Origin of the sequence: Pseudomonas sp. NPDC086278 (genome assembly GCF_050280905.1) — a bacterium.
Lineage (GTDB): Bacteria > Pseudomonadota > Gammaproteobacteria > Pseudomonadales > Pseudomonadaceae > Aquipseudomonas.
In genome coordinates, this window is record NZ_JBNNWE010000027.1 from 41,482 (window position 1) to 62,759 (window position 21,278).

The 21,278-nt window shown below is 58.4% G+C and carries 22 protein-coding genes; 7 read left to right on the forward strand and 15 right to left on the reverse strand.

Translation table 11 applies throughout. The features are described from left to right. Positions 1 to 11: 11 nt before the first annotated feature. From ACQKP4_RS11270 to ACQKP4_RS11295, 6 genes are read right to left on the reverse strand one after another with little or no spacing between them, the layout of a single operon-like run. Positions 12 to 1,115 carry a hypothetical protein gene (locus ACQKP4_RS11270; RefSeq protein WP_427633092.1) on the reverse strand — a complete coding sequence of 368 codons (1,104 nt, stop codon included), beginning with the start codon at positions 1,113 to 1,115 and terminating at the stop codon, positions 12 to 14. Then, positions 1,115 to 2,335, reverse strand: coding sequence for a phosphoribosylaminoimidazole carboxylase (locus tag ACQKP4_RS11275; protein WP_427633094.1), 1,221 nt, complete (start codon positions 2,333 to 2,335; stop codon positions 1,115 to 1,117). The genes ACQKP4_RS11270 and ACQKP4_RS11275 overlap by 1 nt, the downstream gene beginning before the upstream one ends. Then, positions 2,332 to 3,444, reverse strand: coding sequence for a polysaccharide pyruvyl transferase family protein (locus tag ACQKP4_RS11280; RefSeq protein ID WP_427633095.1), 1,113 nt, complete (start codon positions 3,442 to 3,444; stop codon positions 2,332 to 2,334). Before ACQKP4_RS11280 ends, ACQKP4_RS11275 begins: the two co-directional genes overlap by 4 nt. 13 nt (positions 3,445 to 3,457) lie before the next feature. Continuing rightward, on the reverse strand, positions 3,458 to 4,540 hold the full coding sequence (locus ACQKP4_RS11285; protein WP_427633097.1) for a glycosyltransferase: 1,083 nt from the start codon (positions 4,538 to 4,540) through the stop codon (positions 3,458 to 3,460). Positions 4,541 to 4,579: 39 nt separating this feature from the next. After that, entirely contained in the window at positions 4,580 to 6,799 is a 2,220-nt protein-coding gene (locus ACQKP4_RS11290; RefSeq protein WP_427633099.1) for a polysaccharide biosynthesis tyrosine autokinase, read from the reverse strand. A 39-nt stretch (positions 6,800 to 6,838) separates the two neighbouring features. Next, positions 6,839 to 7,279, reverse strand: coding sequence for a low molecular weight protein-tyrosine-phosphatase (locus ACQKP4_RS11295; RefSeq protein WP_427633126.1), 441 nt, complete (start codon positions 7,277 to 7,279; stop codon positions 6,839 to 6,841). 296 nt (positions 7,280 to 7,575) lie between these two features. Here ACQKP4_RS11295 and ACQKP4_RS11300 point away from each other — a divergent pair, with 296 nt between their 5' ends. Beyond that, the gene (locus tag ACQKP4_RS11300; protein WP_427633101.1) at positions 7,576 to 8,544 is read left to right on the forward strand and encodes a glycosyl hydrolase family 5; all 969 of its coding nucleotides are present in this window, start codon (positions 7,576 to 7,578) and stop codon (positions 8,542 to 8,544) included. A gap of 240 nt (positions 8,545 to 8,784) precedes the next feature. Beyond that, entirely contained in the window at positions 8,785 to 9,711 is a 927-nt protein-coding gene (gene tal / locus ACQKP4_RS11305; RefSeq protein ID WP_427633103.1) for a transaldolase, read from the forward strand. Between the two features lie 121 nt (positions 9,712 to 9,832). Here the strand turns inward: tal and rssC are convergent, their stop codons facing one another. Together rssC and rssB are read right to left on the reverse strand one after the other, a co-directional pair. Next, positions 9,833 to 10,315, reverse strand: a complete 483-nt coding sequence (gene rssC / locus ACQKP4_RS11310; RefSeq protein WP_007935262.1) for an anti-sigma factor antagonist RssC — start codon at positions 10,313 to 10,315, stop codon at positions 9,833 to 9,835. Next, complete coding sequence (rssB, locus tag ACQKP4_RS11315; protein WP_427633128.1) at positions 10,315 to 11,496, reverse strand: two-component system response regulator RssB; 1,182 nt, start codon at positions 11,494 to 11,496, stop codon at positions 10,315 to 10,317. Before rssB ends, rssC begins: the two co-directional genes overlap by 1 nt. Positions 11,497 to 11,772: 276 nt before the next feature. Between rssB and ACQKP4_RS11320 the strand changes: the two genes are divergently transcribed. Continuing rightward, complete coding sequence (locus tag ACQKP4_RS11320; protein ID WP_427633105.1) at positions 11,773 to 12,072, forward strand: PilZ domain-containing protein; 300 nt, start codon at positions 11,773 to 11,775, stop codon at positions 12,070 to 12,072. 61 nt (positions 12,073 to 12,133) lie between these two features. On the opposite strand, the gene ACQKP4_RS11325 is transcribed toward ACQKP4_RS11320, so the two are convergent. Then, positions 12,134 to 12,823, reverse strand: a complete 690-nt coding sequence (locus ACQKP4_RS11325) for an MlaA family lipoprotein (RefSeq protein ID WP_427633107.1) — start codon at positions 12,821 to 12,823, stop codon at positions 12,134 to 12,136. Between the two features lie 200 nt (positions 12,824 to 13,023). Here ACQKP4_RS11325 and ACQKP4_RS11330 point away from each other — a divergent pair, with 200 nt between their 5' ends. After that, entirely contained in the window at positions 13,024 to 13,644 is a 621-nt protein-coding gene (locus ACQKP4_RS11330) for an HAD family phosphatase (RefSeq protein WP_427633109.1), read from the forward strand. A gap of 109 nt (positions 13,645 to 13,753) precedes the next feature. Further along, positions 13,754 to 14,017, forward strand: coding sequence for a DUF4404 family protein (locus ACQKP4_RS11335; protein ID WP_427633111.1), 264 nt, complete (start codon positions 13,754 to 13,756; stop codon positions 14,015 to 14,017). A 174-nt stretch (positions 14,018 to 14,191) separates the two neighbouring features. Here ACQKP4_RS11335 and queF read toward each other — a convergent pair whose 3' ends face one another. Both queF and ACQKP4_RS11345 read right to left on the reverse strand, forming a co-directional pair. Next, positions 14,192 to 15,022 (reverse strand): NADPH-dependent 7-cyano-7-deazaguanine reductase QueF, encoded by an 831-nt coding sequence (gene queF / locus ACQKP4_RS11340; RefSeq protein ID WP_427633113.1) that lies wholly within the window; start codon positions 15,020 to 15,022, stop codon positions 14,192 to 14,194. 61 nt (positions 15,023 to 15,083) lie between these two features. Beyond that, positions 15,084 to 15,605, reverse strand: a complete 522-nt coding sequence (locus ACQKP4_RS11345) for a cupredoxin domain-containing protein (protein ID WP_427633115.1) — start codon at positions 15,603 to 15,605, stop codon at positions 15,084 to 15,086. Between the two features lie 154 nt (positions 15,606 to 15,759). Between ACQKP4_RS11345 and ACQKP4_RS11350 the strand changes: the two genes are divergently transcribed. Then, entirely contained in the window at positions 15,760 to 16,440 is a 681-nt protein-coding gene (locus tag ACQKP4_RS11350; protein WP_427633116.1) for a heavy metal response regulator transcription factor, read from the forward strand. Next, positions 16,440 to 17,789, forward strand: coding sequence for a heavy metal sensor histidine kinase (locus ACQKP4_RS11355; protein WP_427633118.1), 1,350 nt, complete (start codon positions 16,440 to 16,442; stop codon positions 17,787 to 17,789). Before ACQKP4_RS11350 ends, ACQKP4_RS11355 begins: the two co-directional genes overlap by 1 nt. A 140-nt stretch (positions 17,790 to 17,929) precedes the next feature. On the opposite strand, the gene ACQKP4_RS11360 is transcribed toward ACQKP4_RS11355, so the two are convergent. From ACQKP4_RS11360 to ACQKP4_RS11375, 4 genes are all read right to left on the reverse strand, one after another. Continuing rightward, the gene (locus tag ACQKP4_RS11360; protein WP_427633120.1) at positions 17,930 to 19,174 is read right to left on the reverse strand and encodes a lipoprotein-releasing ABC transporter permease subunit; all 1,245 of its coding nucleotides are present in this window, start codon (positions 19,172 to 19,174) and stop codon (positions 17,930 to 17,932) included. A gap of 63 nt (positions 19,175 to 19,237) precedes the next feature. Beyond that, a complete protein-coding gene (lolD, locus tag ACQKP4_RS11365; RefSeq protein ID WP_219096446.1) occupies positions 19,238 to 19,921 on the reverse strand; it encodes a lipoprotein-releasing ABC transporter ATP-binding protein LolD in 684 nt (227 codons plus the stop codon). A 7-nt stretch (positions 19,922 to 19,928) separates the two neighbouring features. Next, positions 19,929 to 21,179: a lipoprotein-releasing ABC transporter permease subunit gene (locus ACQKP4_RS11370; protein ID WP_427633122.1), complete on the reverse strand. Its 1,251-nt coding sequence runs from the start codon at positions 21,177 to 21,179 to the stop codon at positions 19,929 to 19,931. Beyond that, positions 21,095 to 21,278, reverse strand: a 184-nt coding sequence (locus ACQKP4_RS11375) for a hypothetical protein (RefSeq protein WP_427633130.1), incomplete at its 5' end; no start/stop codon positions are given. The genes ACQKP4_RS11370 and ACQKP4_RS11375, both read right to left, overlap by 85 nt.

The window sequence follows — 21,278 nt, forward strand, 5'->3', positions numbered from 1 at the left end:
AAACACCTACCTCAGCTCAGGACGCTCGATTCAACCCACTCAGGTTTCCTGGTACGCAACTGCAAACCCAGGCCCATGAACAGCACCGGCACCACCATGGAAAAGTGCCGGGCGAAGGAACCGAAATCCGGTTCGAACAAGCCCTGCACCAACAGAAAGGACAGCGGTATCGCGATCAGCTCTTTGACTTTGGTGTCGATGCGCACGCCTTTGTAGTCGCTCGACGTGATCATTCTGAACATCAGCAACGAGGTCATGATCATCAACACCACGAAGATGATCTGACCCAGGCCCGAAAGCAGGATCAGCTCCACAGGAAACGACAGGCGGAAAAAGATGATCATCGAGTCCAGTGCTTGCGAGACGAAGTCACCGCCGCTGACCCAGGACGCGATCAGCGACTTCGAGCCCTCCTCGCCCGCCGTGCGCAGCTCATTGTTGCTGGCGCGAATCGACGACACCGAATAGCCGACCACCAGTTGAATCGCCGTGGCGATGGCCAGGTAGAACAGGAACAACATCAGGAAGAAGGTCATCCGCGACACGTACTTTTTCATCACGCAGACACCGAACCAGGCCAGCGAAAACAAGATCCAGTAGGGCCGGATCAACACCCCGTAAATCACCGCCGAGAAAAAAAAGCCGCCGCGATAACGTCTGGAAAACGAGAACAGCAAAATGGAAATCATCGCCACCGAGACAATGATTTCCTTGGTCAGGTTTTCCAGGAAAAACGAACGGACCACGCCCCACAAACACAGGGTGAAGAAGATCGTCAGCGGCATGCGCCTGAACATCAGCACCGGCACCGCCGTCAGGAACAGGTTGCACGCCATGCCGTAGGCCCAGGCGTTGGTCAGATTGATCCCGGTGGGTCGCAGCAAGTAGGCCGAGCATTCGTAGGAAGACCGGTCTGGCGAAAAGGGATTCCAGAAGTTGCAGTTGTCGGCGCGCGCGTAGGACGACCACAACGTCATCGCATCGGGGCCCGGATCGCGATGCATCAGCAGCGGCATGGCCACGGACAGAAACAGGCCACTGAACAGAATCAGGAATGAGAGCGACGAGTCGAGCCTTCTGCCGCGAAACTCGATGCAGGGCAGTTTCAACGCCATTACGCGGTCACCTTCGCGCGGGTAAATCGGGTCAGCAAAGCAATCACGCCGAGTTGCACGGTGATCGAAAAGACGTTCCCCCAAGCCGCACCGTAAATCGAATGGTGCTTGATCAGCAGGTAACTGACCGGCAGCGAAACCAGCAGGCAGATGGCCGCGCTGGCGAGCGACACCCGGCTGTTTTTCGAGGCGATCAGACCGCCCCAGACGATGTCGCCGACGGCACGCAGGGCGAAGGAAAAAATCAGCACGCCGAGGAGTGTGTTGTCCGGGCGCGGCACGGACGTGGCGACGTAATCGAGCACGACATTGAAGAACAGGAGAATCATCAACGCCACTGCGCCGGACACCACAAGGGCGCGCAGCACCCACTGATTCACGAACAGTTGCCGGACGCTCAGCGGCTGCGGGTCATGCTGATAGCGCTTGGCGAGCACCGGGATGCCCACCACCGCCACCACCGCATAAGACAGCGCTTGCAAGGTGTTGGCGGCGGACCAGGCGTAAACGTACTTGCCGAGGCTCGCGTAGGGCTCGATGTCGAGAATCAGAAAACGCTCGGCGTACTGACTCAGCGCAATCAGGCCCGTGCCCAGATAAAACGGCAATCCGGCTTTCCAGACCGAGGCCGTGGTCAGCGCAGCGGTCACCCGCCCGTGGTGAACGCTCACCACAATCAGGTAACCGACCACCATCACCAGCCCATTGGCCGCCACCCACAACCACAACACGCTGGCGATGTCGGACACCCAGCCCAGCATCATCCCGGCCAACGCCACCAGCGCCCAGAGGCCGGTTTTGATAAAGAACAGCAGCGCCCCCCACGTCGCTTTCTGCGCGGAAAACACGAAGGAATTGATTTCGAAAGACAGGTGCTCGGTGAGCAACAGCAATGACACACAAACGATCAGCGTGGCGCTTGCTTCGACCTGCTGGAACAACGAGTAGACCGTGACGGTCGCCAGCGACAACACAATCCCCACGGCCAGGTACAACAGCAACACTTTATCGACGACCCATCGCGAGCTGCCGCCGGTACTGATCAGCCGATTGATCTCGGAACTGAAACCGACGCTGTAGAACTTCGACGCAATCAACGACGCGGCCACGACCACGCCGTAAAAACCCAGGGCGTCATAGCCCAGGTAACGGGTGATGGCCAACACCAGCAGAAACTTCGCGCCTAAAGCTCCGCCCCGGAGCAATAGCCGAAATATCATCGAACGATGCCCTTGATGATCCCGTCCATGACCCGCGTCTTGGCTTCGATCTCTTTGCAGGTGTTGGTCAGCTGCTGGCCAAACCGGGTCAATGCATTCGGCGCGAAAACCGTGTCGATGATGGTGTCGACATTGATATCGCCGCCATTGATCACCCAGTCTTCCACGCCCATGTCCTGATAGGCGCCAAAGCCCTTGCGCTCATAGCTGATATGGAACGCCGGGACGCCCGCCAGCAAAGATTCGATGGCACCATGCAACCGGACGGAGATCACCAGGTCGGGCTGATACTTGGCCAGGGTCGCCTTCAACGGCAATAGGTCTTCGGTAATGCCCAACTCGCGATAAAACGCACCGTCATCGTTGCCGCGCACCGCGCTTTGTACGGCGCAGACCACTTTGCTTTTGTCCTTCAAGCGCTGTAACAGCAATTTCAAGTTAGCCACGTAACTGGCTTTCTTTTGCTTGCTCCACGCCGGCGGTTTGCGCAGCACCACGCAGACCACAGCCGGCGAAGAGGCGCAACGGGTGAACTTGGGCTGCTGGAGTATTTTGCCGGCCAATGCCTGCACCGCCAGATCAGGTGCGCGGTAGACATTTTCATGGGTGCCGAACAGCTCCGAGGAGCGGTTGTCCCGGACAAACACCGCGTCGGCATGGGCGTAATGCCCGACAATCGCGCTGCTTTCACCGTGAAACGGACCGATGCTTTGCGGCAGGTACACCGACGGTACTTTGCTCAGGATCGCCGTTTCCAGTTGCTTGGCGTGCCCCAGTTTCAACTTGATGTGTTCGAAGGCACTTTTGGAGCGCATGTAGCCGCCGCCGACGCCGACGATCAAATCACTGCCACGTAACAAGTCCGCGAGGCCGGCATAGGCGTGATTGAGGAACAGCGCTTGCTTGACCCGCCCCAACCCCTTGGCGGCCATCACCGGTGCGTCATAGCGCTGGTAAGGCAAGTAACTGAATGACGTCGGGTCCGAGGCCACCACGTTGATGGAGGTGTCGGCACCAAAGTTTCGCAGCACCAGGTCGATGGCCAGATCCACGAGCAGGCCGTCGCCGGAGTTGGAGGCGCTGTAGCCATGCAAAATCGTTACGTTCATAGCGGATGTCTACTTAATAAGAGGGGGCGGAATACACGTCGTAGGTTTGCCGAATCATCAACGCGGCACTGAAGCGCTCGCGGACCTTTTTGCGACCCTGTATTCCGAGATCCAGCAAACCCGGTTTCTCGATGTTCACCAGCAGATGGGTCAGCGCCTGGTGATCACCGGAGGGGAAGATGTAGCCCGTCACCCCGTGGGTGACCAACTCCGGCAACGATGTGCAGTCACTGGCAATCACTGGCAGCCCCATCGCCATGCCTTCCAGCGGCACCATGGCAAAGCCTTCCCAGCGACTGGGAACAATCAGCGCATCCGCCGACTGATACAGCGCATTCACTTCCGCCGGTGTCACCCAAGGCACGTATTCGACCGAGTCCATCACCGGGCAGTCGACCACGTCCTCGTTGACCGCACTGCCCACCACCGTCAGTTTCAGATCAGTACGCCGTACGCCTGCGAACGCCTTGAGCAGGACATCGAAACCCTTCTGGTAATCGAGCCGCCCCACAAACAGCAGATGAATCGGCGCTTGATCAGGGGTCTTCGGCTCATCGTTTTTGTAGGGGATACCGTTGTAGATCAATGTCATGCGCCGCCGATCCAGGCCAAACGTCGCGGCCTTGTCCAGTTCGTACTGACTGACGCAAATGATCACATCCGTGACGTTCTGCAATAGCCGCTCAATCAGCGAATAGGCTTTCTGTTTGACCGGCGAACTCTCCATCAGAAACGAAAAGGCGTGGGGGCAGTAAACGATCTTCGGTGAACGCCACGGCCGGATAAGCAGACACACACAACGGCCAATGACCCCGGAAAACGTGCTGTGCAAATGCACCACATGCGGTTTTTCCTTGAAGATCACCCGAGCCAGTTTCCAGGCGAATCGCAGCAGCGAGCGCACATCCCGCCGGGTTCTGTCGAATGTTCTGATCTGCCGCTCATCAATGCCGTGCAGCTCTTTTTTCTGATCGAACGGGATCAGATAGACCTGCTCGTAATTCGAAGCCTCGCCCTCGGGCGGTGCCGATATCGTGCGGATAACGGTCGCCACACCCCCTTTGATCGTTTCCGCCACATGCAATATTTTTTTCACAGTTCACCCATTTCCATGCAGGTAATGACCATCGCCGAATCAAGACTTGTCGGACGCATACTCGTAGCCGTAATTGCCGTACCCGCCGTTGCCGTAATAGCTGGCTGCACGCTTCTGGACGCCATTGAAAACGGCGCCTTTCAACTGGATTCCGTTCTGGGCAAACCGACGAATCGTCAGTTCGATCTCTTTGGCGGGGTTCACCCCGAAGCGGGTGACGATCAAACTGATCGCGGCCTCACGCCCGACGATGGCGGCGTCGGTCACGGCCAGCAGCGGTGGCGTGTCGATGATGACCACGTCATACAGGCCGCTGAGTTGGGCCAGCAGCTCGCGAAAGTTCGCGTGCATCAACAGCTCTGACGGGTTGGGCGGGACTTGGCCGCGACTGATGAAGTGCAGGTTGTCGACTTCGGTTTGATGGATGCCCTGCTCGATGCTGCAACGCTTGACCAGCAGGTCTGACAAACCATTGCTGATCGGTAGGTTGAGCGTCTTGTGCAAATGCCCTTTGCGCATGTCGGCATCGATCAGCACCACCCGTTGCCCGCTTTGCGCCATGACGGCCGCGAGGTTGGAAGAGACAAAGGTCTTGCCGACCTGCGGGCTCGGGCCGGAAATCATGATCCGGTTGTTGGTCGAGTCCAGTCCCGCGAAGTGCAGGCACGTGCGCAAACTGCGAATCGACTCGATGGACAAGTCTGTGGGGTTGCGCAGGGCCAACAGAAAAGCCTGCTGGCGCGATGCGTCATTCAAGCGCGGCTTTTTGCTGTCCTCTTCCTGTTGCAGCGCGCTGTAGGGAATGGACGCGTACACTGGCAGGCCGAGTTGCTCGATCGCCTCCGGGCCTTCCAATCCCCGGCTCAGGGATTTACGCAGCAGCACCACGGCCACACCGACAAAACCACCGAGAAAAGTCGCAATCAGCACGATCAAGGCCTTACGCGGTTTGACCGGGGACGTCTTGTCGACGTCCGCTGTGTCTATCAACCGCGCATTGCCCACCGCCCCCGCCCTGACAATGTCCAGCTCCTGGGATTTGTTCAGCAGTTGGGTGTAGATCTGCGACGCCACTTCCACGTCGCGGGTCAGGTTCAGCAACTCCTGTTGCGTGGCCGGAAGGCCCTGAACCTTGCTCTCCAGACTTTGTTGTTGGCGGGTCAATTCGCCGATCTGCGTCATCAACGCGCGATAGACCGGATGCTGTTTGGTGAACTTGCGATCAAGTTCAGCCTGTTGCAGCTTCAGCTCGGAAATGCGCGTGTCCAGGCCGACAATCTGTTCCAGCACCGATTGGGTTTCGAGGGAAATGTTGACGGTCTTGCCACGGGTTTGATAGCCGTTGAGCGCATCGCTGGCCTTGATCAGGTCGCTTTTGACTTGCGGCAGTTGGGCTTGCAGGAAGTCCAGGCTTTGCGCTGCCTCAGCCGACGTGCGCTCGACGTTTTGCTGCACATACAACCGCGCGACTTTATCGAGAATCTTCACCGCCTGGGCGTGGTCACTGCTGGCCAGGGCCAGGCGGATAATGCCCGACTCCTTGCCTTGCTCGGACACATCCAGCGCATCCTGATAATCAAGGATGGTGACGATTCTTGGATCGCGCACCACTTCGAAACGAGTGCCGGGGTTGGCCGCCAGCGTGTCGATCAAGCCTTCGACGCCATTTTGTGCAAACCCTTCGCCGGCCACCCCGTCCACCAGCAGGTTGTCGTTGTCATCGAACAGTTGAAATCGATGCTGCTCGCCAGCCACCAGCGTGAGTTTCTTGCCCAGCAGTTCTTCCGGCAACTTGAGCTGCGCGATGTCCAGGCGTTCACCGCCCCAGGCGTAACTGTTCAAGCCCAAACGCGGCGCGGCGACCGCGTCGCCCTTATAGCGTCGGGCCAGAAAAGCGCCAATGACCGGAAAGGTGTTGGGCGTGACGTCGATATCCAGGTGCAGGTCATCAACGGCTTTGCCGATGACCGAGCGGGATTTGATGATGCCAATCTCGGTCACTGACGGCGATTGGCCACTGAGCATGCTGCCGAGATCGGAGAACCCGAGCATGTCGTTCTTTTTCGGTTCGACCTGTACCACTGCGTTCGCCAGATACACCGGCGTCGATAAAATCGCATAGGCCACGCCTGTCAGCATAAATGCCCCGGTGAGCGCGCCAATTAACCATTTCTGATCAATTAAACTGCCGAATATACCGAGAAGATCAATATCGTCTCGCTCATTGTCCCGGGTGCCGACTACTGACGGTAACTGCATAAGTTGATTCTTACCATTTACTGATCTGAACATTATTAATCAATGCCCGAGGCGCTGCGCCCACGAGCAAACAGCATCTTCAATCAATGCATGAGCATGAACAAAAGCTGCTTTTCCTTGACGATACGGGTCGTGTATTTCTCGCTCACGTTGCCACTTGCCGAGAAGAAACACTTTGCCCCTGGCGTGCGATGCAATCTTCAGCACGTGTTGTACATGCTCTTTTTCCATGACCAGAATCAGGTCTGATTCATTAACAATGTCCGGGGTAAGTTGGCGTGCCTTAAACGCCTGTGCGCAATGCCCGTGGGCTTCCAGCACCTCGCGCGCCGCAGGCTCCATGGCCTCGCCGACCCTTGCGCGAAGGCCCGCAGAGGTTACGGCGATGGAGGAAGAGGCCAGTGCATTACGCAGGAGCATTTCGGCGGTAGGACTTCGGCAAATATTGCCTACGCAGACGACAAGGATATTTCTGAACAAGGCAACTTCCCGTGTAATGTCGAATCCACCAATGCGCAGTGTGGAGTTAAGTGAACCCACGGCTTCATCCCGCGCTCAGAAACGGATCAGCCTTGTCAATACAAGCGTATTAAGTACCACGGCACCTGAACGTCGCCCAACCAGAATAACCGGACCAAAAATAACGCAGGTTTTATAACAATGGCTGTCCGACAAAAAATAACATTCGCGCACTTAACAAGTGCTGAGTCATCTAACTAATCAGCACGAAACAGGCTGGCGAATGTTATCTTCAGCCCAACTTCAGGACACACGACATGAACTCAGCACCTTTCAAAACGCTTGTCGCTTCGTCGCTGCTATTGCTCGGATCGGCCAGTCAGGTTCACGCCAGCGAGCTGTTTCCCACCCTGGCACCCCGCAAGACCATCGGTGTCCAGGTGAAGATCCAGTCGTTCACCGCGACCGACGCCGAGCAGATCAAAGCGGCGGATTTCGGCTTCGTGCGTTTTGGCGTATGGACCAACAGCCTGGAGCGCTCGGCGTATCAGAAACAGATCAGCGACGCCTTTGCCGCTGCCAGGTCCGCCGGATTGCCGGTGCTGATGACCTTGCGCTCGACCGCCGCACTGACAACTGCGCCCAGCGGCACCCGTGAACTGGCGGCCGCAGGCGAAACGTTCGCCCATTCGGTGTCCGTCCTTGAGCGGTCCTACAGGACACAGTTGGTCGCGATTGAAATATGGAATGAGCCGGACCTGGAAAAGTATTGGCCGACCGGCAACTTCGAGACGACCTTTGTTCCGTTCATGAGCGCCATGTGCCAGTCGCTCGGACAAGACGCGCAACAGACGCCATTGATCGGCTTTGGCTTCGCGAAAGCGCCAAGCGCGGGGACTGCATCTACCGTGGCGCTGAACAAGATTGTCAGCGAACACCCCAAATGCCTCAGCGCGATTTCCTACCATCCCTATGGCTTGTCCGGCGAGCAGATCAGCAATGCTCAAGCGTTCATTCAACAAACCTTCCATTTACCGGGGGTCATCACTGAGTGGGGGGTACCGTCGCTAGCGTCTAAAGGTGGGGTCCAGGGACAAGCCAGCCAAGTCAGCACGTTCATCGCCGATGTCCAGAAACTGAACGTCGCGCTTACTTCACTTTATGAGTGGAAGAACAGTGATTCGGGCGCCAATGAGCGGGAGAGAAATTTCGGGCTGCTGACGGCGGATGGTCAACCAAAACCGGCAGAACTGGCGGTCAAGACTCTGCTGAAAGCTCAGCAATGACAACAGGCGAACACCCTCGCCGGTCTGCCGCTCAGCAACGACAGGCTGAATGGGAGCGTCAACGGTCAGTTGCTTTGAACCTGTTCGCCGAATTGGCATCGTATTTACCGACACCGCGCCTCGCCTTTCAAACAGCCGTTTTCAGGTTGTTGCCACTGAGGCCTTCCATACGCACACGCGCCCTTGAGCGGCTGTCAGCGCTCGGGTAATGTCACCAGACCCACAGGACAGAGCACGCCCATGACTTCCAAGCTGGAACAACTCAAACAAATGACCACCGTAGTTGCCGACACCGGCGACTTCGAAGCGATCGCCCGCGTCAAACCCGTTGACGCTACCACCAACCCTTCCCTGCTGCTCAAAGCCGCGGCCATTTCCGGCTACGCCGAGTTGCTGAACGCATGCGTTCACGACTGCAAGGGCGATGTGGGCCTGGCCAGCGACCGTTTCGGTGTTGCGGTAGGGCAAGAGATTCTGAAGGTTGTACCAGGGCGTATTTCCACTGAAGTGGATGCGCGCCTGTCGTTCGACACCGACGCGGTGTTGAAGCGCGCGCACCGTCTGATCGAGCTGTACGACAAGGCCGGTATTGGCCGCGACCGCGTACTGATCAAGATCGCCTCCACCTGGGAAGGCATTCGCGCCGCTGAAAAGCTCGAAAAAGAAGGCATTCAGACCAACCTGACGCTGCTGTTCTCATTCGCCCAGGCCGCCGCGTGTGCGGACGCAGGGGTTTTCCTGATTTCGCCGTTCGTGGGCCGGATTTACGACTGGTACAAGAAGGCCAACGGCAACGACTACACCGGCGCGGATGATCCGGGCGTGCAGTCGGTGACGCGCATCTACAACTACTACAAAGCCAATGACTACAAGACCGTGGTCATGGGCGCGAGCTTCCGTAATCTGAATCAGATCGAGCAGTTGGCCGGGTGTGATCGCCTGACGATCAGCCCTGAGTTGCTGGAGAAACTGGCGGCGGACACTGGCAAGCTGGAGCGCAAGTTAGCTCCGGGTCATGCCGGAGAAGCGCGTTTGAGCCTGAATGAAGCGCAGTTCCGTTGGTTGTCCAACGAAGATGCGATGGCGACCGAGAAACTGGCCGAGGGTATTCGTCAGTTTGCTCGGGACCAGGAGAAGCTGGAGGCGCTGCTGCAAGCCAAGCTGTGATCTAGATTCAGAGGCAATGCAAAAAGGGCGAACCTTGATGGGTTCGCCCTTTTTTGTGCGAGGAGGATTTAGCGCATCACCCATGCGGGGGCGGGCTTGCTCCTACCGAAATTGCGCAAGATCAATGACGCTCGAGTGCATTCACCAGATCGTGAAACGCTTCACGATTCGAATCGTTCAGGCCCATGAGGATTTTGTGTGCTTCGAGGACTTTGATCCGCACCACTTCTTCGGACTGGTCCTGGTCTGGCAGGTCGGTCAGGCACTCAGGGCACGGGATCGGACGGTCAACGATGTTGAAGACTTGCTCGAACCCCATGGATTGCAGCAGACGGGTGATGTCTTCGTGGGTGGTAACGACGGTCGGTAACAGGCCGACCTTTTGCCGCGACAGAATCGACAGTTTGGCCAGCAGGCCAAGCGTTGTGCTGTCAATACTGCGGGTTTCGGTCAGGTCGATCACGATCGCGTTGAAATTCAACGCGGTGAAGATCCGCTCAATAGTCGCATCCAACGCCGAACACAGGGTCAGGCGGACTTCACCGACAAACTTGAGGACGAAGGTGCCGTCCTGCTCGGCGAACTGGATTCTACCGGTACTCATTAAATATTCCTGCTCAACACCAACAGGGCGATATCATCCGGCATCTCCCCTAGCGTGGCCAATCCAAAAACCTGCCGCAGACCATCCAGGCTGCCGCCCGCTGCCTTGACCCGCTGGGGCAAAGCCGCTTCTTTCTCTTTGAGTGTAGGTTCTGGCAAGAGGTCCAGAATGCCGTCAGACATCAGCGTCAGGCTGAACGTCAGCGGCAGCTCCAGCACGTGATCTTCGTAGGTCGCTTCATTGAAGAGGCCCACCGGCAGACCACGCCCTTCCAGATAACGCACACTGTCTGGCGTGTACAACACAGGCAACGGCAGATGACCGCCGATGCTATAGGTCAACAAACCTGTCTCCTCGTCGATGACTCCACCGACCATTGTGACGTGTTTACCCAGCTTACAACTGATCAGGCCCCGGTTGATATGACCAAGGACCTCGGAAGGCTTGAACTCCGGCAACGTGCCACTGCGCTTGGATTCGAACAACAGGCGCGTGGTCATGAATTTCAACAGCACGGTAACAAAGGCTGAAGAGGCGCCATGCCCGGAAACATCGGCCAGGTAGAACGCTACCCGACGCTCGTCGACCCGAAAGTAGTCAACGAAATCACCCGACAGGTACAGCGACGGGATGATCTGGTGTGCAAACTGGAACTCGTCGATGGTCCAGGGACTGACCGGCAGCATGTTCATCTGCACCTGGCGACCGGCGTTCTGGTCTTCCTGGAGCAGGTTCAGGCTGGCAGCGAGCTCTCGGTTGGCCTTTTCCAGCTTCTCGCGGTAGCGCTGGTTTTCCAGCAGCAGGCGCGCGCGATCCAGGGCTCGGCGAACAGAATGCTCGAGCACCGCCAGATCTTCGAGAGGCTTGATCAGGTAATCCGCCGCACCGAGGCGCAGGGCTTCGACGGCGTCGTTCATCACACCGGCACCCGACACCACGATCACCGGCGTTTGCGGGGATCGTTCGGTCACCTGGCGAATGAGTTCGAGTCCGCCCATCTGCGGCATGCGTAGATCGCAGATGACCAGGTCGGGCTTGTCTTGCTCGAATACCTGAAGACCCTGCTGGCCGTTGCTGGCCTGCAGGACACTGAAACCACTGTCTTCCAAGTAGGCCGCGAGGCTCGCACGCACTACTTCGTCATCATCGATTATCAGCAGCGTGGCACTGGTTTTTGGCATGTGGGCAAACGGCGCCAGAATTAGGTTGGCGTAGCAGGCCGGGTTTTCAACCCCGCTCACGCTACTGGATTCGCTTTCTAGCCTCTCTATTGCACCGTTTTCGAGCGTTAGCCCTATTCACACGTACATCAGAGGTGCCCTTCTAAGGCGCAGACGGTACTCCCATCCGCGGGGCGTTTCAAGCTCACGCCGATGGTCGCTTGACGTCTTTACTTGTGAAATCACCGGGAGTTATAAGAACAGGCAAAACCGTAACCCAATGGAAGGATGAAGCCCATGAGTCAAAACGATCGGGACTACAGCGAAAAGCGCGATTTCATCCGCATGCGGGTTGATGCCGATGTGTCGCTGATTCACGAAGGTGACGAGGTTCCAGCCGTCTGTATCGACCTTTCCAGCAGCGGGATGCAGGTAGAAGCGCCGCGCTCGTTCAAGATTGGCGACCGGCTCAGCGTGCGCATCGATTCCGATCATGCCGCGCTAAAAGGCCTTGAGGCCGATACCGAAGTCGTGTGGGTGAAGGCGCAGGACAACCACAGTCAGAAACTCGGGCTTACAATCTTGAAGATGAAATAAGCAGAATCCAATACCAAGAAAGGCGGCCAAATGGCCGCCTTCCTTGTTTTACCGGTCGAGATCAAAAATCGTCTTCGACCTGACCATCTTTCACTTTGAATTCGCGGTTCTGCAAGTACGCATTGCGGATGAAGATGTACTTGTCGCCATTGATCAGCTTCTCGGCCGACAACAGGCTGGCTCGGGTGTCGACGATATTCAGGCCGAAGACCGAGTTACGCACGGGCACGTCGTTGATGTAGGGGTACGGGCCGGTGTAGCCGTCGACGATCTTGGAGGGCGCATCCCGCAAGGTACTTGGGCCCAACAGCGGCAGCATCACGTAAGGACCGCTGCCGACGCCCCAATGGCCAAGGGTCTGGCCGAAGTCTTCATCGCTGCGTTGCAGGCCCATCTTGGTACCGACGTCGAAGAAGCCCAGCAGGCCAAACGTGGTGTTGAAGAGGATACGTGCGGTATCGGTGCCCGCGGCGGTCGGTTTGGCCTGCAAGATGTTGTTCACAAGGTTGGTGACATCGCCGACATTGCGAAACATGTTGTGGATGCCGTCTTCCAGGAACTGCGGCGTCACGAACTCATACCCCTGAGCCAAAGGCTTCAGCGCATAGGTGTCGACGACATCGTTGAACTGGTAGATCGGACGGTTAACGCTTTCCCAAGGGTCTTCTTCCGAGGCAGCCTGAGCTGCAAACGGAACCAGCAACACGCTGGCACACACACATAGCTGAGCGAGATGATTGCTCCAGCGCATAGAAAAACTCCTTGGACTGTACTGGCACGAGCGCTTGGCCCGGGCGTTAAGCTGGCTAGTATAAGACGGAAAAGCGGGTTTAGGCAGCATCGTCCGCAAAGGCCTGCTGCTGATTCATCATGAGCACTGGCGATTCACATCAGTGTCACTCAACTGTCACCCGCCGCGCTTAGCCTTGAGGTTATTTCAGGGACGTTGACATGCCGCGCGCCGAAAACATGCCCCTTGCTGCACCCAGCCTGACCGCGGTGCTGTTCGGCCTCACCGGTTGCCTGGTGGATTTCGGCGCCCGTACGCGCCAGCAAGGTGCTCATAGCGCCGAGCACGCCGAGGCCACGCCCGGCGCGCTGGACAGTCTGAGCAGCTTGCAACGCCAGCAGATTCCGTGCGCCTGGCTCGACGAACTGCCCGCCGCCCTCACCCAGCCGTTGGCCGCTTCATTGCCAGCGTGGATCACATCCTCGCAACAACTTGCAACAAACAATCCTTGGCCGTCGCCGAACGCTTGCTGGCGAGCGCTGATGGCGCTAAATGTCGACCAGTTGGACGGCTGCGTGCTGGTGAGCGGAGAGCCACGCTTGCTGCAATCGGGGTTGAACGCCGGGCTATGGACCGTCGGCCTGGCGTCCTGCGGCTCACTCTGTGGCCTCGCTCCCAGTGAATGGCACGCGTTAAGCCACAAGGAGCGCGAGCATCTGCGCGGCAAGGCGACGGTGCAGTTATTCAGTCTTGGGGTGCATTCGGTCATCGATCACCTGGGCGACCTCGACACCTGCCTGGCCGATATCAGCCTGCGCCGGCTCAAGGGCGAAAAGCCCTGATCGAGATCATGCACGTTCCACGCGAGTGGATTAATCTAAAGGTCAGCCATAGACCTTTGGCGCGCTGCTGCGGTCTATGCCAGTGCCTATCGATAAAAGGAAGAACGCCATGCCTGCCCGCGAACTGCAACAACAGCTCAACACTCTGCGCGAGCAACTGGAACAGAATCCACCGCTGTCCGAAGCCGAGCGCGAAGACCTCCACGCGCTGATGCAACAGATCGAACTTGAGCTTGAACTGGAAACCAAAACCAAGGATTCCAACCTGGCTGACGGTGTCAACCTGGCCGTCGAACGTTTTGAACTGGAACACCCCGCCATTGCCGGCACCTTGCGCAACATCGTGCAGACACTGGGCAATATCGGGATCTGAACCTCGCCAGAGGCAAAAAAAGCCCCGCTAGCGATAGCGGGGCTTTTTAATGTCGGCGACCTGGAACGCAGTCCCTTGTGGGAGCGGGCTTGCTCGCGAAGGCAGAATGTCAGTCACCATTGAGGTTGAATTTGACGACCTCTTCGCGAGCAAGCCCGCTCCCACATTGGAGCTTTATTGGCGGACCAGGCGATGGTTTGGCAATTGAACGGTTTCAGTGCTGCGATACGGATTGATGTCCAGCCCCCCGCGACGCACATAACGCGCATACACCGTCAATTTCTCCGGTTTCAACAACCGTTGCAGATCGAGAAAGATCCGCTCCACGCATTGTTCATGGAAGTCCGAGTGCTGGCGGAAGCTGACGAGGTACTCCAGCAAACTGGCGTGATCCAGCGCCGCGCCCCGGTATTCCACCGCCACGCTGCCCCAGTCTGGCTGACTGGTGACCGGGCAGTTGGATTTGAGCAAATGACTGTGCACGCTCTCTTCAACAATGCGCGATTCATCGCAACGCAGCAGTTCCGGACGCGGATGCTCATAGTTGCTGACGCTGATATCCAGATCGTCAATGCACACGCCAGGTAGCGCCACGACGCCTTGCGCCTCGACATCTTTCAGACTGCGAATGCGCACGCCAACCGGTTTGCCCGCAGCAGCCGACAAGTCCTTCACCAGCGTGGCTTCAAGGCTCGCGGTATCGGCAAACGGCGTCTGATTCAGCGAGTTCAAGTACAGCTTGAACGACTTCGACTCGATGATGTTCGGCGAGTCCGCCGCAATGCTGAACTCGCCAATCGCCACCACCGGCTTGCCGGACGGCAAGAGCCAGGACAGCTCGAAGCAGTTCCAGAAATCCACGCCTTTATAAGGCAGGGTTTCAGCCGTCAAGCCTAGCTCGGCCCATTTCGCGGCGCGCGGAATCGGGAACAGCAAGGACGGCGTGTAGGTGGCGATGTATTCGCTGGATTTGCCCAGCGGCGAGTGTTCGGCTGCGGGATGCATGGCGGAAACCTGACTGAAGAATCAGCGGATTCTATCAGCCTTTGCGTCTGCCTTTGAGTGCTTACTGACTGACCGTCAACTTGCCGACCATGCCCGCCTGATAATGGCCGGGTATGTTGCAGGCAAATTCAAGGCTGGTCGCCTTGGTGAAGGTCCAGGTCAATTCAGCGGTTTTACCGGGTTCGACCAGCACGCTGTTCGGGTCGTCATGCTTCATACCGTGATCCATTCCAGCCATCGCCGCGTGGTCCATTGCCTTCATGCCTGTCGGCGTCAGCAGGCCGCTTTGCTGCATCTCCAGCATTTCCTGCTGGTGCCGGGCGTGCATCGCGGCGTCGCCGAGGTTGAATTCGTGCAGCAACCGGCCTTTATTCACCAACAGAAAACGAACGGTCTCACCAGCCTTGATGTCGATGGCCTTCGGCGTAAACGACATATCGCCCATGACCACCTCGACAGTGCGCCCAGCCTTGGCCGCCGGGGCCGGCTGGCCAAAATCGAACAGGTGCGCGGGCGCTGCCCACACCGGCGAACTCAGCGCCAGCAAACACATGGCCCGCATCAGCGATTTGCGCAAAAACATAGTCGTACTCCAACAAGATAAGGTTCAGCCTGTGGAAAACTCTAAACTGCTGCCACTGCCCGCAAACTGACAGCCAGATTACAACTTTGTCAGGTTGGCCTGTCTCTGCGCTGCCCACGGTATAAAGCGTCCGTTCCATTTGCCCGAGTTGACCATGAAACTGCTGATCGTCGAAGACCAACCGAAAACCGGCCATTATTTGCGCCAAGGCTTGACCGAAGCCGGTTTCAACACGGAACTGGTCGCCGACGGCAACAGCGGCCAACAATTGGCGTTGAGCGGTGAATACGCGCTATTGATCCTCGACGTGATGCTGCCAGGTCGCGATGGCTGGCAGATTTTGCAGGCCGTACGCAGTGCCGGCCTGGACCTTCCAGTACTTTTTCTGACGGCGCGAGACGCTGTGGAGGACAGGGTTCACGGCCTCGAACTCGGCGCTGACGACTATCTGGTCAAGCCGTTCGCTTTCTCCGAACTGCTGGCCCGGGTTCGAAGCCTGCTGCGTCGCGGCAACGTCACGCCACAGGAAACCAGCCTGCAACTCGCGGATTTGCGCCTGGATCTGATCCGCCGCCGGGTCGAGCGCAACGCGCAGCGCATCGACCTGACCGCCAAGGAATTCGCCTTGCTGGAAATGCTCCTGCGCCGCCAGGGTGAAGTTCTGCCCAAATCGCTGATCGCCTCACAAGTGTGGGACATGAATTTCGACAGCGACACCAACGTCATCGAAGTCGCAATCCGCCGCTTGCGCCTGAAGATCGACGACGACTTCCCGAACAAGCTGATCCATACCGTGCGCGGCATGGGCTATGTCCTTGAAGAGCGCCCTGCCTGATGCGTCGCCTGTCGTTGAGTAGCCGTCTCGCGCTGCTGTTTGCCGGGTGCACCGCGGTGGTGTCGCTGTTCGCGGGCGTGCTGTTCAGCCGCGCGAGCGAGGCGCATTTTGTCGAGCTTGATCAGCAATTGCTGGATAGCCAGTTGATTGGGCTGCGCCGGGCGCTGCGCGACGTTCAGTCGAGTGACAGTGAGATCAGACTGGCGGATGAATTGAGCCGCCAAGCGGATCTGTCGTTACGCATTACCGGCAGCGACGGCCAACGCTGGTACGACAGTTCGGCACGCCTGCCGGCAAAACTCCCGCAAACACCAGGTGTGTCGACGCTGAATGATGACGGCACCGATTATCGCGTGCTGAATGCGCCGCTGTTTGTCGACCAACCTGACTCGCCGCAACTGACCTTGCTGCTCGACATCACCCATCACCAGCACTTCCTGCAGCGCATGCAGCATTTGATCTGGCTCACCGTTGGTTTGTCCGCCCTGGCCACTGCCCTGCTCGGGGCCTGGGCGGCACGCAGTGGCTTGCGCCCATTGCGGCGCATGAGTGCAATCGCCAGCGGCGTGTCTGCGCAATCACTGAATGCCCGACTGCCCGAAGAGAATATGCCGGCTGAACTCACGGAATTGGCCCACAACTTCAACGCCATGCTCGGACGTCTCGACGACTCTTTTCAACGGCTCTCGGCATTCTCGGCCGACATTGCGCATGAGCTGCGCACACCATTGTCGAACTTGCTGACCCACACCCAAGTCACTCTCACCCGCCCTCGCCCCCTCGAGGATTACCGCGAAGCGCTGCACAGCAACCTCGAAGAACTGCAATGGATGGCGCAACTGGTCAACGACATGTTGTACCTGGCCAAGGCTGATCATGGGTTACTGATGCCCCGGCGCGAGCCACTGGAACTGGCGGATGAAGTGGATCTGTTGCTGGAGTTCTTCGCGCCGCTGGCCGAGGACGCCCACGTGACGTTGAGCCGTAAGGGCACGGCGCGGATAGAGGGCGACCGCAGCATGTTGCGCCGGGCACTGTCCAATCTGCTGGATAACGCGTTGCGGTTTACGCCGGCCGCTGGGGAGGTTCGGGTGCGGATTGTCGATCAGCCCAAACGTTTGAGCCTGACGGTTGAAAACAGTGGAGACGGGATTGATGAGGCGCTATTGCCGCGTTTGTTCGACCGCTTCTATCGGGCCGATCCGGCACGCCACGAAGGCAGCAGTGAACATGCGGGGTTGGGGTTGGCGATTATCCAGTCGATCATTCGTGCCCATGGCGGGCAGATCCGTTGCGAATCGGCTGATGGGTGGACGCGGTTTTTGATTGAGTTGCCGAAGGGGGATTGAGGGCGGCAGGGGCGGTCCCTTCGCGAGCAAGCCCGCTCCCACATGGGATCTGAGTTGAGCCACAGATTTGTGATCAACTCAGATCCCATGTGGGAGGGGGCTTGCTCCGGGCGGCGATCCGACGAAAGCGGTGTAGCGGCTTACGAATACCGCAACGCGTGAGCCGGCTCGATCTTCGCCGCGCGCCACGCCGGGTAAACCGTGGCAAGGAAGCTCAAGATGAACCCCGCAGAGCAAATCAACACCACGTCCCCGCCCTGCAATTGCGACGGCAAGTTGCTGACGAAATACACATCGGAACTGAAGATATGCTGGCCGCTCACGCGCTCCAGCCACCCCACCAGCTCGCTGACATTCAGCGCGGCAATCACGCCGAGCACGCCGCCGATCAAGGTGCCGACAATCCCGATGACCGTGCCTTGCACCATGAAGATCGCCATGATCTGCCGCGGCGTAGCGCCGATGGTGCGCAGGATCGCAATGTCTGCGCCCTTGTCGTTCACCACCATGATCAACGTCGCGATGATGTTGAACGCCGCCACGGCAACGATCATCAGCAACAGCAGGCCGATCATGGTTTTTTCCATTTTCATGGCGCTGAACAGGCTGCCTTGGGTATGGGTCCAGTCGTCAGCGGTGTACTCGGCGCCCAAACCGCTGGCAATGTCGCTCGACACTTTCGGCGCGGCGTACAGGTCTTTCACGGCCAGGCGCACGCTCTGCACCTGATTCGGCTGCCAGTGCTGCATCTGCGCGGCGTCGGCCATGTGGATCAGCGCCATGGAACCGTCCAGTTCCGCACCGACCTTGAACACGCCCACCACGTTCAGGCGCTGCATGCGCGGGGTGATGCCACCCGGTGCAGTGCTGACTTCCGGCACGATCAGGGTGATTTTATCGCCGACGTTCAAGCGGAAGCGTCGCGCGGTGATTTCACCGACCACGACGCCAAACTCCCCCGGCTTCAAGGCATCGAGACGCCCCTGAACGATGTGCTGGGCAACAATCGAGACCTTGCCTTCCTGAGCCGGATCGATACCGCTGACCTGGATCGGCTGCATCGAGCCCTTGTAGGACAGCATGCCTTCCATCTCGGTGAACGGCACGGCGGCGGTCACTTGCGGATTTTTCATCGCCGCGGCGGCGACGGGCTGCCAGTCATCAATCGGGTTCACGCCGACGATGGTCGCGTGCGGCACCATGCCGAGGATGCGCGAGCTCATTTCACGCTGGAAGCCGTTCATCACCGACAGCACCACGATCATCGCCAGCACGCCAAGGGCGAGGCCGATCATCGACGTCATCGAGATGAAGGAAACAAAGCGATTGCGGCGCTTGGCGCGGGTATAGCGCATGCCGATGAAGATCGATAACGGTCTGAACATTCGCTGGGCACCGTATAAAAATAAAAGACCCGACGCACCCTTCAGTGCGCCGGGCTTGGTCAATCAGATGGGCGTCAGGCGACCTTCCTGCAAATGCAGGACGCGATCCATCTGGCGAGCCAGGTTCATGTCGTGGGTCACCACCAGGAACGCAGTGCGCATCGAGGTGCTGAGTTCCAGCATCAAGTCCTGAATGCCCTGGGCAGTGTGCGAATCGAGGTTGCCGGTCGGCTCGTCGAGCATCACCAGGCCGGGTTTGTTCACCAGTGCCCGGGCAATCGCCACGCGCTGGCGTTCACCACCGGACAACTCGGACGGCTTGTGCTCCAGGCGATGGCCCAGCCCTACCCGCTCCAGCAACGCCGTTGCACGCTGACGTGCTTCAGGGATCGCCGTCTTGCCGATCAGCAGCGGCATGCAGACGTTTTCCAGCGCGGTGAATTCCGGCAACAAATGGTGGAACTGGTACACGAAGCCGAGGGAACGGTTGCGCAGCAAGCCGCGATTCTTCTCGCTCAGGGCCGACAACTCTTCGCCGTCGAGCCAGACACTGCCCTTGGTTGGCGTGTCGAGGCCACCCAACAGGTTGAGCAAGGTACTTTTGCCCGAACCCGACGTGCCGACAATCGCTACGCGCTCGCCCGGATGCAGTTCCAGTTGCAGACCGGCCAGAACCTCTACCGATTCCGGACCTTCCTCGTAGGATTTGCCCAGGTCGCGGCAGCTCAAGATTGCTTTATCACTCATGCCCAACTCACTCATAACGTAGCGCCTCCGCAGGCTGGGTGCGCGCGGCACGCCAGGCTGGATACAGGGTGGCGAGGAAACTCAGGACCAACGCGGCGGCGCAGACCATCAACACGTCCTGGCTCTGCACTTGCGACGGCAGGTAATCGATGAAATAGACGTCGGCATTCAGGAATTTATGCCCGATCAACCCTTCGAGGGCCGAGATCGCGGCGCTGACGTTCAACGCGGCGAAGATCCCGACTACGGCGCCGATCAGCGTACCGACCACGCCAATGACCGTGCCTTGCACCATGAAGATCGCCATGATCGTCCGTGGCGTGGCACCGAGGGTGCGCAGAATCGCGATGTCGCTCTTCTTGTCGTTCACCACCATCACCAGCGTGGAAATGATATTGAACGCGGCCACGGCAACAATCAGCAGTAACAGCAGGCCGATCATGGCTTTTTCCATGCGAATGGCCTGATACAGATTGCCGTGGGTGCGGGTCCAGTCGCGGGCGTAGTAATGATCTTCACCGAGTTGCTGGGCGATATTCCACGCGGTGCGTGGCGCCTGGAACAGGTCGTCGAACTTCAGGCGAAGGCCCTGGACCTGATCCGGCTTCCAGCGATGCAGCTTCGCCAGGTCCTGCAGGTTGGTCACGCCGAGGTAGCCGTCCAGCTCGCCGGCGCCGACGTGGAAGATGCCGACCACGGTAAAGCGCTTCATGCGCGGAAACATGCCGGCCGGGGTCACGGTGACTTCCGGCGCGACAAACGTCAGCTTGTCGCCGATGACCACGCCAAGTTTGGCGGCGGCCTTGTCGCCGATGACGATGCCGAAACTGCCCGGCGTCAGGTCGTCGAGTTTGCCCTGCTGCATGAAGTGATCAATGATCGAAACATTGCGCTCCAGCGCCGGGTCGATGCCATTGAGCAGCACTTTGGACACTTTGCCGTTGTTGGTCAGCAAACCCTGCATCTGGGTAAAAGGCGCAACGGCCGTCACCTGCGGGTTTTGCTTGACCTTGGCGGCCAGGCTTTGCCAGTCGCTGATCGGTTCACCGGACTCGATGGTCGCGTGGGGCACCATGCCCAGCACACGGGTGCGCATCTCATGATCGAAGCCGTTCATCACCGACAGCACGACAATCATCACGACCACGCCGAGGGCGAGTCCGATCATTGAAGTCAGGGAAATGAACGACACAAAATGATTGCGACGCTTTGCACGGGTGTAACGCGTGCCAATAAATACGAAGAGAGGTCTGAACATGTCGGCGCAGCAATCTGGTTTTTACCGATGCTGTCCAGATCCAGTTGGTACTGGGTGTACTGGTACTTGAGCGTTGGTTTAATGAAACCATACGTCCAA